Origin of the sequence: Streptococcus infantis (genome assembly GCF_019929575.1) — a bacterium.
GTDB classification, from domain to species: domain Bacteria; phylum Bacillota; class Bacilli; order Lactobacillales; family Streptococcaceae; genus Streptococcus; species Streptococcus infantis_L.
The window spans coordinates 90,612-104,746 of the sequence record NZ_JAHZPU010000002.1; the positions used below are offsets into that span (position 1 = coordinate 90,612).

Annotated in this window: 14 protein-coding genes; 4 read left to right on the forward strand and 10 right to left on the reverse strand. The window is 37.1% G+C overall.

Annotated features, from left to right (window positions below):
* Complete coding sequence (locus K1I67_RS01595) at positions 1–264, reverse strand: phosphocarrier protein HPr (RefSeq protein ID WP_000146952.1); 264 nt, start codon at positions 262–264, stop codon at positions 1–3.
* A gap of 360 nt (positions 265–624) precedes the next feature.
* Between K1I67_RS01595 and nrdH the strand changes: the two genes are divergently transcribed.
* The 4 genes from nrdH to K1I67_RS01615 all read left to right on the forward strand — a co-directional run bounded on the left by nrdH (position 625) and on the right by K1I67_RS01615 (position 5,105).
* Positions 625–843 (forward strand): glutaredoxin-like protein NrdH, encoded by a 219-nt coding sequence (nrdH, locus tag K1I67_RS01600; protein WP_036757515.1) that lies wholly within the window; start codon positions 625–627, stop codon positions 841–843.
* A 69-nt stretch (positions 844–912) separates the two neighbouring features.
* Entirely contained in the window at positions 913–3,072 is a 2,160-nt protein-coding gene (gene nrdE, locus K1I67_RS01605) for a class 1b ribonucleoside-diphosphate reductase subunit alpha (protein ID WP_223338511.1), read from the forward strand.
* Between the two features lie 172 nt (positions 3,073–3,244).
* Positions 3,245–4,207 carry a class 1b ribonucleoside-diphosphate reductase subunit beta gene (nrdF, locus tag K1I67_RS01610; protein ID WP_075230191.1) on the forward strand — a complete coding sequence of 321 codons (963 nt, stop codon included), beginning with the start codon at positions 3,245–3,247 and terminating at the stop codon, positions 4,205–4,207.
* Between the two features lie 130 nt (positions 4,208–4,337).
* Positions 4,338–5,105 carry a DeoR/GlpR family DNA-binding transcription regulator gene (locus K1I67_RS01615; protein WP_223338512.1) on the forward strand — a complete coding sequence of 256 codons (768 nt, stop codon included), beginning with the start codon at positions 4,338–4,340 and terminating at the stop codon, positions 5,103–5,105.
* 393 nt (positions 5,106–5,498) lie between these two features.
* Here K1I67_RS01615 and K1I67_RS01620 read toward each other — a convergent pair whose 3' ends face one another.
* The 9 genes from K1I67_RS01620 to K1I67_RS01660 all read right to left on the reverse strand — a co-directional run bounded on the left by K1I67_RS01620 (position 5,499) and on the right by K1I67_RS01660 (position 13,955).
* Complete coding sequence (locus tag K1I67_RS01620) at positions 5,499–6,467, reverse strand: hypothetical protein (protein ID WP_223338513.1); 969 nt, start codon at positions 6,465–6,467, stop codon at positions 5,499–5,501.
* Positions 6,468–6,793: 326 nt separating this feature from the next.
* Positions 6,794–7,705, reverse strand: coding sequence for a bifunctional riboflavin kinase/FAD synthetase (locus K1I67_RS01625; RefSeq protein WP_223338514.1), 912 nt, complete (start codon positions 7,703–7,705; stop codon positions 6,794–6,796).
* Positions 7,706–7,770: 65 nt separating this feature from the next.
* Complete coding sequence (locus K1I67_RS01630) at positions 7,771–8,709, reverse strand: dihydroorotate dehydrogenase (RefSeq protein ID WP_223338515.1); 939 nt, start codon at positions 8,707–8,709, stop codon at positions 7,771–7,773.
* A gap of 10 nt (positions 8,710–8,719) precedes the next feature.
* Positions 8,720–9,520, reverse strand: coding sequence for a dihydroorotate dehydrogenase electron transfer subunit (locus tag K1I67_RS01635; RefSeq protein ID WP_223338516.1), 801 nt, complete (start codon positions 9,518–9,520; stop codon positions 8,720–8,722).
* Positions 9,521–9,768: 248 nt separating this feature from the next.
* Entirely contained in the window at positions 9,769–10,458 is a 690-nt protein-coding gene (locus K1I67_RS01640) for a sugar phosphate nucleotidyltransferase (protein WP_223338517.1), read from the reverse strand.
* A gap of 12 nt (positions 10,459–10,470) precedes the next feature.
* Positions 10,471–11,349, reverse strand: a complete 879-nt coding sequence (locus tag K1I67_RS01645; protein WP_000850668.1) for a DMT family transporter — start codon at positions 11,347–11,349, stop codon at positions 10,471–10,473.
* Entirely contained in the window at positions 11,339–12,208 is an 870-nt protein-coding gene (locus tag K1I67_RS01650) for a choline/ethanolamine kinase family protein (protein WP_223338518.1), read from the reverse strand. Before K1I67_RS01650 ends, K1I67_RS01645 begins: the two co-directional genes overlap by 11 nt.
* 12 nt (positions 12,209–12,220) lie before the next feature.
* The gene (locus tag K1I67_RS01655) at positions 12,221–13,243 is read right to left on the reverse strand and encodes a ribitol-5-phosphate dehydrogenase (protein ID WP_223338519.1); all 1,023 of its coding nucleotides are present in this window, start codon (positions 13,241–13,243) and stop codon (positions 12,221–12,223) included.
* A 4-nt stretch (positions 13,244–13,247) separates the two neighbouring features.
* A complete protein-coding gene (locus K1I67_RS01660) occupies positions 13,248–13,955 on the reverse strand; it encodes an IspD/TarI family cytidylyltransferase (RefSeq protein ID WP_223338547.1) in 708 nt (235 codons plus the stop codon).
* Positions 13,956–14,135: the final 180 nt, after the last annotated feature.

Here is a 14,135-nt window from a genome sequence, read left to right on the forward strand (position 1 = left end):
TTATGCCAATCCTTCTTTTTCCATTGTTTCTGAGATAGCAGCGATAGCGTCATCAGCGTCTGCACCTTCAGCAGTGATTGTAACGTCAGCACCTTGACCAACACCAAGGCTCATAACACCCATGATAGATTTAAGGTTAACTGATTTACCTTTGTACTCAAGAGTAATATCTGAAGCAAATTTGCTTGCAGTTTGTACCAACAATGTTGCTGGACGTGCGTGAATACCTGTTTCTGCCACTACGTGGAAATCTTTAGAAGCCATAATTTGACTCTCCTTTAAATGTTTTCTTTTTGAGTTATATCTGATAACCCTTACAATTTGGTATTATATCATCTTCTAGGAATTTTTTCAAGTATTTTATGGGATTTCTTCTTTTTCCTTTCAGATAACTTGCTGAAAATCTTCTATTTTATGTATCAAAATACATCATGTAGTTTTTTATAATTTTAACATTTAGAAAACGCTGTTATTTATGGGTTTTATTTTTTGCAATCACTATATATTGTGCTTAGATAACTCTCATCTAAAAAAAATCTACAATATTTAGTTTTTCTTCGTTGACAAAGATTTTTTTTCTGATATACTTAAGAAGTAATTAAATTTTGAAAGAGGAGTTACAGAATGGTAACCGTTTATTCTAAAAACAATTGTGTTCAATGTAAAATGACCAAACGATTCTTAGATAGTAACAAAATCGCATATCGCGAAATCAATCTTGATGAACAACCTGAATTTATTGAACAAGTTAAAGAGCTAGGCTTCAACGCTGCTCCTATCATTCAAACACCAACTGAAGTTTTCTCTGGTTTCCAACCAGCAAAACTTAAAGAACTTGCTTAAGTATCAGGATTAAAAGCTTCTATGTCAATCTTAGAAGCCTTTCTTTTGTAATGAATTAAAGGAAATTTTATGGGATTAAAACAACTTGAGGATGTAACTTACTTCCGTCTAAATAATGAAATCAACCGTCCTGTTAATGGACAAATCATGCTCCACAAAGATAAAGAAGCCTTGGACGCTTTCTTTAAAGAAAATGTTGTGCCAAATTCTATGGTTTTTGATTCTATCACTGATAAAATCGATTACCTTATTAAACAAGACTATATTGAAACAGCGTTTATCAAGAAATATCGTCCAGAATTCTTAGAAGAGCTTTACCAATTTATTAAGGATCAAAACTTCCAATTCAAGTCTTTCATGGCAGCATACAAGTTTTACAATCAATATGCCTTGAAAACTAATGATGGAGAGTACTATCTTGAGAGCATGGAAGACCGTGTCTTCTTTAACGCTCTTTACTTTGCTGATGGTGACGAAGCTATCGCAATTGATATTGCCAATGAAATCATCCACCAGCGTTACCAGCCAGCTACACCTTCTTTCTTGAATGCAGGCCGTGCACGTCGTGGTGAATTGGTATCCTGTTTCTTGATTCAGGTAACAGATGATATGAACTCTATTGGACGTTCTATCAACTCAGCTCTTCAACTTTCACGAATCGGTGGTGGTGTCGGAATTTCCCTCAGCAACCTTCGTGAAGCTGGAGCACCTATCAAAGGGTATGAAGGTGCTGCTTCTGGTGTCGTACCAGTTATGAAGCTTTTCGAAGACAGCTTCTCTTACTCTAACCAATTGGGTCAACGTCAAGGGGCTGGGGTTGTTTACCTTAACGTCTTCCACCCAGACATTATTGCTTTCCTTTCTACTAAGAAAGAAAATGCTGATGAAAAAGTTCGTGTCAAGACTCTTTCACTTGGTGTTGTGGTTCCAGATAAATTCTACGAATTAGCACGTAAGAACGAGGAAATGTACCTCTTCAGTCCTTATTCTGTTGAAAAAGAGTATGGTGTACCTTTTAACTACATCGATATCACAGAAAAATACGATGAGTTGGTAGCAAATCCAAACATCCGTAAGACAAAAATTAAGGCCCGTGATTTGGAAACAGAAATTTCTAAATTGCAACAAGAATCTGGCTATCCTTACGTAGTCAATATCGATACTGCTAACCATGCAAATCCTGTCGATGGTAAGATTATCATGAGTAACCTGTGTTCAGAAATTCTTCAAGTCCAAGAACCAAGTCTTATCAACGATGCGCAAGAATTCCTTCAAATGGGTACTGATGTTTCATGTAACCTTGGTTCAACAAACGTTGTAAATATGATGACATCACCTGACTTTGGACGTTCTATTCGTGCAATGGTTCGCGCTTTGACCTTTGTAACAGATAGCTCTCACATCGTTGCTGTTCCAACTATCGACCACGGAAATAGCCAAGCTCATACATTTGGACTTGGTGCTATGGGGCTTCACAGCTATCTTGCTCAGCAATTAATCGAATATGGATCTCCTGAGTCTGTTGAATTTACAAGCATCTACTTTATGCTTTTGAATTACTGGACTTTGGTAGAATCAAACAATATTGCACGTGAACGTGGCATTACCTTCCACAACTTTGAGAAATCAGACTATGCAAATGGTACTTATTTCGATAAGTATACGTCTGGTCAATTTGTTCCAAAATCTGATCGAGTTAAAGAACTCTTTGAAGGAATCTTTATCCCGTCTGCAGCTGATTGGGCTGAACTTCGTGATAAAGTTAAAGCAGATGGACTTTACCACCAAAACCGTCTTGCTGTTGCGCCGAATGGTTCTATCAGCTACATCAATGACGTGTCTGCTTCTATCCACCCAATCACTCAACGTATTGAAGAACGTCAAGAGAAGAAAATTGGTAAGATTTACTATCCTGCTGCAGGATTATCAACTGAAACTATTCCTTACTACACTTCTGCCTATGACATGGATATGCGTAGAGTTATCGATGTCTATGCTGCTGCAACTGAGCACGTGGACCAAGGACTTTCACTTACTCTCTTCATGCGCAGTGACATTCCAAAAGGTCTTTACGAATGGAAGAAAGAAAACAAACAAACGACACGTGACTTATCTATCCTTCGTAACTATGCCTTTAACAAGGGTATCAAATCTATCTACTACGTCCGTACCTTTACTGATGATGGTGGAGAAGTCGGCGCTAACCAATGTGAGAGCTGTGTGATTTAATTCATCTCTCAAAAGTATTACATTCACTCAATCCATTAAACGTATTTTGCTGATAAAATCATGTAACAACAAAAAGTCGGGTGCCCGACTTTTTGTTCGATTATAGCATTGAATTATGATAAAATAAGAATGATTATGTTATCACATTACTACACACAGAAAGAGATTTCAAATGAAAACTTACTACAAGGCCATTAACTGGAATGCCATCGAAGATGTCATCGACAAATCAACCTGGGAAAAGCTGACTGAGCAATTCTGGCTCGATACGCGTATCCCTTTGTCAAATGACTTGGATGACTGGAGAAAGTTATCGAATAAAGAAAAAGACTTAGTAGGAAAAGTCTTTGGAGGTTTGACCCTTCTTGATACCATGCAATCAGAAACTGGTGTCCAGGCTCTTCGTGCTGATATTCGTACACCTCACGAGGAAGCTGTTTTTAACAATATCCAGTTTATGGAATCTGTCCATGCCAAATCATATTCTTCTATCTTCTCAACCTTGAATACCAAGTCTGAAATTGAAGAAATTTTTGAATGGACTAATACCAATCCATATCTTCAGAAAAAAGCTGAAATTATCAATGAAATCTACCTAAACGGAACGCCACTTGAAAAGAAAGTAGCTAGTGTTTTCCTTGAAACCTTCCTCTTCTACTCTGGTTTCTTCACTCCACTCTACTATCTAGGAAATAACAAGTTGGCTAACGTTGCGGAAATCATCAAGCTCATCATTCGTGACGAGTCTGTACACGGAACCTACATCGGCTACAAGTTCCAGCTTGGTTTCAACGAATTACCAGAAGAAGAACAAGAAAAACTCAAAGAATGGATGTACGACCTTCTCTATACTCTTTATGAGAATGAGGAAGGATATACAGAGAGCCTCTATGACGGTGTTGGTTGGACTGAAGAAGTTAAAACTTTCCTTCGATACAATGCCAATAAGGCCCTTATGAACTTGGGACAAGACCCTCTCTTCCCGGACTCAGCGGACGATGTAAACCCAATTGTTATGAACGGGATTTCAACTGGTACATCAAACCACGACTTCTTCTCTCAAGTTGGTAATGGTTACCTACTTGGTGAAGTTGAAGCTATGCAAGATGACGACTATAACTATGGTCTAGATTAATACAAGACTTTAAAAAACATCTGACTTGTTTAAAAACTCAGATGTTTTTTTGTTTTTGTTTATTTTTGTTCTTTACATTGATTGATTTTCTAGTTTATGGTATTATAGTAATAGATATGGAGGTGATCCGATGCTTAAGCAAGAAAAATTAGATACTATCTTAGAAATTGTTAATACAAAAGGAACGATCACTGTTAAAGAGATTATGAGTCGCCTAGATATTTCAGATATGACTGCTAGACGTTATTTACAAGAGTTAGCGGATAAGGATTTGCTGGTTCGTGTTCATGGTGGAGCCGAAAAACTTCGAACAGGTTCTTTGTTAAACAATGAGCGTTCTAACGTTGAAAAACAGGGGTTACAGACAGCAGAAAAACAAGAAATTGCTCGCTTTGCCAGTCACTTAGTTGAAGAAAGAGAAACTATTTTTATCGGTCCAGGTACTACGTTAGAGTTCTTTGCACGTGAGCTTTCTATCGATAACATCCGTGTTGTTACCAATAGTTTGCCTGTATTTCTCATTCTAAACGAGCGTAAGCTAACTGACCTAATTCTAATCGGTGGTAATTATCGTTCAATTACAGGAGCATTTGTAGGCACTCTAACCCTCCAAGATATTGCCAGTTTGCAATTTTCAAAAGCCTTCGTTAGTTGTAATGGTATCAAGGATCAAGCTATCGCTACTTTTAGTGAAGACGAAGGGGAATCTCAGAAATTAGCACTGGAAAATGCCAATAAAAAGTATCTCCTAGCTGACCATAGTAAATTTGATAAGTTTGATTTCTTTACATTTTACAACATTTCAGATATCGATACTATCATCACTGATTCAAAATTAAATGACGAAACGCTCCTATCCCTATCTAAACAAACTAAAATTATCAAATCTAAACCTTAAACTTCACAACTAGTCATAGAATATAGTAGCTGCTACTATTAATTCCATGGCTAGTTTTTTTTCAATCAATAATTTCCTTAGTGAAATAAAGCAAAGATTTATATTGCATAAAAGCTTTATAATGAAAACAGTGCACAATGCATTTTAGGAAATGATCTCTAAAATCAATCAAAATTATAACGATAGTAGCTAATTGATATGAACATAAAAAGAGAGTGGGACAGAAATCGGTAATTCGTTAGAATTCCATTTCGTCATCCCACCTCCGCACAGTTGAGTAGAGCTGTAAAAGCTGATGAAATCAGCGTAGTAGAGCACACTCAGCCACTGCATCTTGATCAACAATCCAAAGACAATTGAGAGGCTAGGACTTTTGTCCCAGCCTCTTTGCTTTTAAATCCCTATTTGAATATCTGGAAATTTATCTGAGATTAAATCCCAAAGTTCTTCCAGTTGTTCTTGAACTGTTTTAGTTGTTTTCAAAGTCATGTCTTGTTTCTTCTTGCCATTCTTACGAATATAGCAGAACTGGTAGACTTTATTTGTAATTAGGGAACGGTTAATTTTCGTTTCGACTAAATAAAGTTGCTCAACATCTCGTAGGTCTAAAGCTTGAGTCCCTTTAAAGTAAGTAATGAGATGATTCTTATAGAGAATCACCTTTAGACTCTCATCATAAAACTCTGCCAAACCAGCTAGATTTTCAACATTTCCTTGCAATTCAGGATAGGACTGATAAAGCTCTTCAAACGCTGCGATAGATTTTTTACGAAGTAGAAAGGCACTGACTAATGTGAATAGTCCAATTCCTCCAAAAATTGCAGCACTTATGATATACCACCAGCCATCTTTTGAGTGTTCAGTCAAACTTAGATAGACACTTGAGTTCATGTTCAATGAAACAGTTGAATCAGGTTCAAGTATAGAGTCAAGAAAGCCAGACAAATCTACAATTCTATTATTTCGAGATTTGTTGTTAACATTTTTACTTAGAGGTTGTAACTGTGTACCTACTATAGTAGCTGGATTATCTATAAGTGTTTCAGTTGCAGCTTGATCCATAAGTTTTTGAATCTCTTTATCATTTTCTTTAGCCTCTACAACTGCAAATTTACCATCACCATCATTGCTATATTGCACAAGATATAAAACACTTCCACCTTCAACTTCCCCTACAACTTCTGGATAGATATCATAGACAGTCATAGTTACTTCCTTACCTGACCGAGTGTCGTCTGAAAATGGATCCATTGGATGCTGATGATAATTCCACATGAAGACAGTTCCTGCAGAAAAAACAAAGAAAACTAATGAGAGGATAAGCCCTGAAATAAATCCTTTATTTCTTTTCTCTTTAAACATCATAATCTCCTTTAGTTTGATGATTAAATTATAGCAAAAATTCCTATAAATTTCAATAATAGTCTTTAATACAAATGCTATTAAATAGGGAAAGAAAGCGCTTATCGAAAATAATATATGATATTTTCAAAAAAGAGAGTGGGACAGAAATCGGTAATTCGTTAGAATTCGATTTCATCGTCCCACCTCCGCACAGTTGATTAGGGCTGTAAAAGCTGATGAATTCAGCGTAGTAGAGCCCACTCAACCACTACGTCTTGCTCGACAATCCAAAGACAATTGAGAGGCTAGGATTTTTGTCCCAGCCTCTTCTATCATTTTAAATTCTATTTTCTAGCTATCTTTTCATCTGCTTCTAGTTGTTTAACTAATTGATCTACGCTATCAAATTTTACCATATCACGGATACGGTCTAACCAGGAAACGATGACAGTCTCCCCATAGATATCGTCAGAAAAATCAAAGATATGAACTTCAAAACGCTCTTCCTCACCATCAAAGGTTTCATTTTTACCTAGACTTGCCATGCCACGATAGACTTTTCTCTGAATTTCAACGTCAACTGCATAAACGCCGTCAGCTGGCATATAAGTACGATCCAAAGGAACCAAATTAGCCGTAGGGAAGCCAATAGTTCGACCACGAGCATTACCATGAACCACTACACCTCTCGTAGGTAAAGGAAATCCCAGAAGTTTGCCTGCTTCTTTTACATCTCCTTCTAAAATGGCTTGGCGAATACGTGTTGAACTAATTTTTCCCTTTTCATCCTCAACTGGTGGAACAATCACTACTTCACCATGGAAGAGTTCTTTTAAATCCTCAGCTGTTTTTCTATCAGAACCAAGAGTATAGTCAAAACCAACCACAATCGTTTCTGCCTTTGCTTCCTTGACATAGGTATCAATGAATTCTTGGGCAGTCATATTTGCAACCCGACTAGTGAAATCCATCAAATACAAACTCTCAACTCCAGATCTTTTCAATCTACGTTCACGTTCACTAGCATTCAAAATATGCAATAAGTGTTCAGGTGAGTATTGATTTAGAGTTAGTTTTGGTGATTCGTTAAAGGTTACTAGAGCTACTCCCTGTCGCTTTTCAGCTGCAATCTTAGAAGCTATATCAAACAATTTTTGATGGCCAAGGTGAACTCCATCAAAATAACCTAATACAAGGACGTTTGGTCCTGGTGTTGCTATATCTTTTTCTGTTTTAATAGGTACTGTAATAATCATAGTATTTATTATACCAGAAAAATGGCGCTTTCAAAACAATTTAGACTGAATTCAGTACATAAAACTTAGAGAAAACTTTCTTTCACTTCTTTTCGCAATAACTCTAGACTTTCAATCCCGTACTTGTCCATGACTTTTGGTAGATTTTCGATAATATCTGGACAAGCATAGGGATTCGTAAAGTTGGCTGTTCCGACACCGATTGCTGAGGCTCCTGCCAGATACATTTCTAAGGCCGCTTCAGCTGAATCCACTCCTCCCATCCCAATGATTGGAAGCTTAGTTATTTGAGCTACTTGACGGATTAGTTTTAGGGCTACAGGAAATACTGCTGGACCAGACATACCTCCTGTCCCATTTGCGATAATCGGCTTTCTGGTTTTGAGGTCAAAACGCATCCCAACAAGGGTATTGATCATTGTGAGACCACTAGCTCCAGCATCTTCTGCTGCCTTAGCAATGGTTACAATATCAGTAACGCTTGGGGTTAATTTGACGTAAACAGGAACTGAAGATGCCTCTACGGCTGCTTTTACAACTTCATAAGCTAACTCAGGGTCTTGCCCAATCAAAAGTCCATGATTTCCGTGGTCAACGTTTGGACATGAAATATTGAGCTCAATGGCTTTCACGTTTCTTGCTTTAGAAATGCCACTAGAAACCGCTGCGTATTCTTGTTTCGAGAAGCCAGCTACATTGGCAATTATAGGAAGATTGGGATACTCTTTTTCTAGCCAAGGTAATTTCTCAGAGAGAACGACTTCTAAACCAGGATTTTGTAAACCAATGGCGTTGAGCATACCAGCAGGTGTTTCTGCCACTCGTGGAGTAGGATTCCCAAAACGTGGTTTAAGAGTAGTAGCTTTAATCATGATTGATCCTAAAAGGTCTAAATCATAGTATTTGGCATACTCTTGTCCAAAACCAAAACAGCCTGAAGCTGGAATGATAGGGTTCTTTAATTCTAATCCTGGTAGAGAAACTTGTAATCGATTTGTTGTCATGTCACTCTCCTTATAAAACTACTGTTCCTGTTTTAAATACAGGTCCATCTTCACACACACGTTGACTAACTGTTTCACTATCTGGAACTTTCAAAACGCAAGCATAGCAAGCTCCCATACCACAGGCCATACGGGATTCTAGAGATAGATAAGCTCTTGGATGATCGTAAAATGTTTGATTGATGTATTTCATCATACCAGGAGCTCCACATGAGTAGATGGCGTCAAACTCAGTGTCACATTCGGAAATCACTACAGAAACATTTCCTTCGGTTCCATAAGAACCATCATCAGTCGTTACAAAGACTTGACTATATTGAGCTAATTCATCTTCCAAAATAACAGCATCTTTAGTAGCAAATCCTAGAACAGTTGTAATTTCTACACCTCTCTCATGCAGTTGTTTAGCTACTTCAAGTAAAGGAGGCACACCGATTCCTCCACCAACAAGAAGAACTTTACTATGCTTGTCTAGATCTGATAAATCAAAACCATTCCCCTGAGGTCCCATGACATCTAAACTATCACCTGGTTTTAAGCTTGAAAAGATTGCTGTACCAGAACCTTCGATGCGATAAATCAGATGACATTGTTTTTTAAGCTTATCTATGGATGAGATTGAAATCGGACGACGCAAGAGATGGGCGTCATCAGGTACACGCAAATGAAGAAATTGACCGGCTTTCATAGCTTCAACCATTTCTCCTTCGAGAACTAGTTCAAAGATTGCCGGTGCGATTTCCTCTTGCACAACCACTTTCATGTTTTCTAAGCGAATTGCTCCCATGCGCTTCTTACAATTTGGATTCATAACTTTTCCTTCTTAAATTTTAAGGGGATCAGATAAAGAAAAACCTTGCAACTGCAAGGTTTCAGTTAAGAGATTCACACAAAAGTACCAAATAAGCACTTGCTTACTTGCTTCAATCGTAGTTTCTTTTCTCTGACACCTTGTGAGTCTCTCTGGACTGCCCTTAAAGGTTAAATTTTCACTAGTATACTGTATCAAACTTGAAAAGTCAAGTAAAAATAGGTAAGGTATCAGTTCATAAAAGTTACTTACTTTTGTGATGAAAGAATCTGCTCTAATTTTTGATAATCTTTAACACTATCGATTTCATAGATAGAGTTTTCTTCTAACTCTTCTACGTAAACATCTAGTTCTTTGATGTTATCTTTAACCATATTATCCCAGTAGAGGTCAACAAACTCGCCACTTTCATAGGCCTGGTCGATAAATCCAACGATTTTCTCCGCTGTTGGAGCATCCCAGAATGACACACCACTCAGGATGCGACCATTCTTACTATCAACAATGATATCTTGAACTTTATAATCTTCTCCGTAAACTAGGAACCATTCATTATCACAGTCTTCACGATAAACGCTGAAGTATGTTGAACGCTCGATGTCATTTCGGAACATATTCTTGAAAAGATAGTTATCCGCATCGATAACGTAGCTGTTAGCCAACTCTTCTTTTACCAAGTAAAGTGAGTAAAAATTATTGTAATCAGCATACTTGTCGTTGAAGACCAAACGAACGCCGTATTTCTCTTTAAGGTAGTCAAACTGTTCCTTCAAATAACCTACAACGATGATAATATCATCAATTCCACGTTCTTTTAAAAATTCAATTTGATATTCAACCAAAGGTTTTTGATTAACTTTAACCAAGGCTTTGGGAGTATTTTCTGTCATGGGTCTCAAACGAGTTCCCAAACCAGCTGCTAAGATGATCGCTTTCACGCGCTTTCTCCTTTATTCTTTAATAATAATGTAAACACCAGCCATTACGATAAGTGAAGTAATGATGGTTAGTAAATTAAGGGGCGACCCCAAGAAAATTGCTGCAAACAAAACAGTCCATACTACATAACTGACATTTAGACCAGTTGCCTTTGCTGGTTGCAATCGATTGATAGCAATGTAGTAGGCAAGGTAAGAAATCATATCAAACGCCGCAAAGACAATCAATAGACCAAACAATTGGCCATTTGCCACTTCTGCAAATGAATGATGTGTAAAGAGTACAATGACTAAATAAGACAAGAAGGATGTGACTTGTCGAATCAAGAGGGCTTCAATTTCACTGAGATCACTTTCCATAGCAAAAGAGCTAAGAACACTTTCGCTTCCCCAAGCAAGGGCACAAATCAAGGCACATAAAATTCCGATATAGAAAGAATTCACTTGCTCTGCTTTATAGGTCTGAGCAATAATCCCAGCAATGATTAGAAAGATACCAAAAATTGTATTTTTGGAAATCTTGTGCTTCAAAAAGAAGAAGGCAAGCAAGACTGAAACAGCAGGATAAATCGCCGAAACAGACGATGCTAGAGAACTTCCAATATACTTAACTGCATAAAGGTTGGCCTGCATACCAATCGGTCCTGCCAGTAAAGCACCAATAATAACACTGACATTTCGAATATTCAAGAAGATTGAAAAACGTACTTTTCCTTCCTTAACTAGAAGAAAACCTAGTAAGATAAAAATACTTAGAAAGTCGTGTGCTGCCGCTACTACAAAGGGTGATAAATCAGTAAAAATTGAAAATATATAGGCACTAATAGTCAGACCTAATCCCCAAAATACACCTGAAAGCAAACCAAAGGAAACTCCGTTTTTAGTCTTCATCAGAACCTCCCATAGAATCCAACTCTTTCACAGCTCTATTGTAACGAGAGATTCCATAATCTCCGAAATCTGCACCATTTTCTTCTTTGTATATAGTCCAAAGACTCCAAATGATGTCTTGCAAGATTTTGTAGATACGAATTTTTTCTCTTGAAACTGGAGTCTTATCACTTTTATAATGTCTTAGAAAGTCTTCTTCCTCTGCACTGGTAAATTCAGATTCTAGGAAGAGGGCTGCCAAATCCCACATAGGATCATTCATAGATGAATATTCCCAATCAATGAGATAAAGGTGACCATCTGGTCCTTCTATGAAATTTTCAGGAACCAAATCAATGTGACATGATTTCTTATCGATACCAATTTCTTCAAGTTGGTCTTTCAGAGAAAATACTAACTTTCTGACAGTTTCATAGTTCGGATAGGAAATCTCCCCTTGTATCAAGGATTCATATTTTTTGATTTCCTCAAAAGGAGCAAACTCTCCTTTTAATTCTTTACCAGAAGCGTGAATGGTTTGTAGAATCGGTGCAATCTTTTCAAATTTGGTTTTAATGATAGTTGAATCAAGTGTCTCAGCATTTTCAATGTATTGATTAACCTTAATTCCTGCTTCAATATCGAAAAGATAATTTTCTACATCTAATTTCAAATCTTTCAACAATTCAAGATTGAACTTCTCATTCTGGCGATCGATTAATTTATCTGTACCTTTTCCGAAAAACTTAACAATATATTGGTTTGAGCTTGTTTTGACCAAGTAGTTTTGATTGGTCATACCACCTAATTGTTCAACGCTCAGAATATCTTCATCAGTTGATAGTAAAGAGGTAAGTTTTTCCTTAATGTTTTTTTCCACAATCATCCTCCATTAGACTTCCCACTTAAAGACTGTCTTAAATGCGGTATTTAAGTCAGTTGCAAAAACTCGGTGAATATCTTTGATTTCTCTGACTGGTTCTTCTAGATAAATGATATTTTTCAGACGATTGGCAAATCTCTTAATCTCAATCATTTGGATAGCTTTTTCGAAGTCAATTCGTCCTGAACGCGAAGAACCTACTAATAATAAACCTTTTTCGAGGGAATCTCGAGTATTGATATTTACCTTGTACTCACTAACACCCATCATCAAAATTGTTCCCTGTGGTTTGATGTAACGAATGAGATTATTAATAGCAGGTCCACAACCATCACCACCACAACATTCAAAACCATGATCAAAACTAAGGTCTTCTGGAATACTGTCAGTGATATAACGTTCATTCGCAAATGAGAAGAGTTCAAGTTTCTCCCAATGACGGCCAATGACAATAATCTCTGCTTCAGGCAAGGTATAGTTGATAATATTAGCCATGACAAAAGCTAGACTACCATCTCCAATAACTGCAATACGCTGACGTCTGCTGTGAGAAACTGTCAAGAAACGATTCATAGCGTGCATCCCCACACTGACAAATTCAGTAATGGCAGCAACTGTGTCTTCGACGTCCTCATAAGCTACCACACGATCCTTAGGTAGAGAAACAAATTCTCGCATAAAACCATCATGACCACTAGACAAGAAATATGTTCCAGTAATGTAGTTTTCATAAAATTCCTCGTCACTCTGCATAGGTGGTTGATTGGGAATCATGACAACCTTCTGGCCAACTTTGTAGGTCCCTGTGGGATCAGAAATGACTGTACCACAAGATTCATGAATCATAGCCATTGGAAGCTTTTTAGATAATATTTTGGGATCACGTTTTCCTTGATAGTAACGTTGATCCGCATGACAAACCGCCATAAAGTTTGGTCGAATTAGGATATGATTTTCTTGATCAATTTCCTCTTCCTGGTATTTGATATTGATAAACTTTGGCTTGGTCAGTTGATAAATTTGATTAATCATGTTTTTAGTCTTTCTCAATCATGCTTTTAGCAATTTTCAAGTCTGTAACTGTTGTGATTTTTAGATTTGAGTATTCACCCTTAGCTAAGGCTACATCTTTCCCCTTGATAACAAAAATTTTACATGCATCTGTCAAAATTTCTTTTTCTTCTGCTGATAAAGAACCATACAAATCAATAAAGTCTTTACAACGGAAGGTTTGTGGAGTCTGTCCTTGGTATAGATGAGCGCGATTTGGAATATCTGTGATGAACTGACCATTTGTACTTTCAACAATGGTATCCACTGCTTCAACCACAGTATCTACCGCATCATGATTTTGTGCAAGAGTAATGTTATCTTGAATCATTCGAAGTGTGATAAAAGGACGAACTGAGTCATGAGTGACTACGATATCATCTTCTGTAATTGGACGGTAAGCATCAATAGCTTCGATGATCTTTTCAATACTCGAATTACGATCAGCACCACCTTTTGTGATGATGATACGATCCTTATGAAGCGGAAGGAATTTTTCAACTAAATCTTCTGCGTGTGTAACCCAGTCCCCATGAACTCCAACTACAATCTTTTTAATACTTGGTTCCAAAACAAATTTTTCAATTGTATGGATTAGGATTGGGCGGTCTCCCAACTCAAGAAATTGTTTAGGTAAATTACTAATCCCCATGCGTGTGCCGGTTCCACCTGCTAAAATTCCAGCGTAGATCATTTTCATACTCCTTTAGTCTGTTCTTAAAAAAACTCATTCTTTACTATTATATCACAACCTAGCCCTTTATCGAAATAAATACTAGAATTCTCTAGTCAGAAAGAGAGTTGATACATACTTTTTGGGAAGGTATCTTGAATGATAAAAAGTAGGTTTTCAAATCCATCTTTCCATTAATAT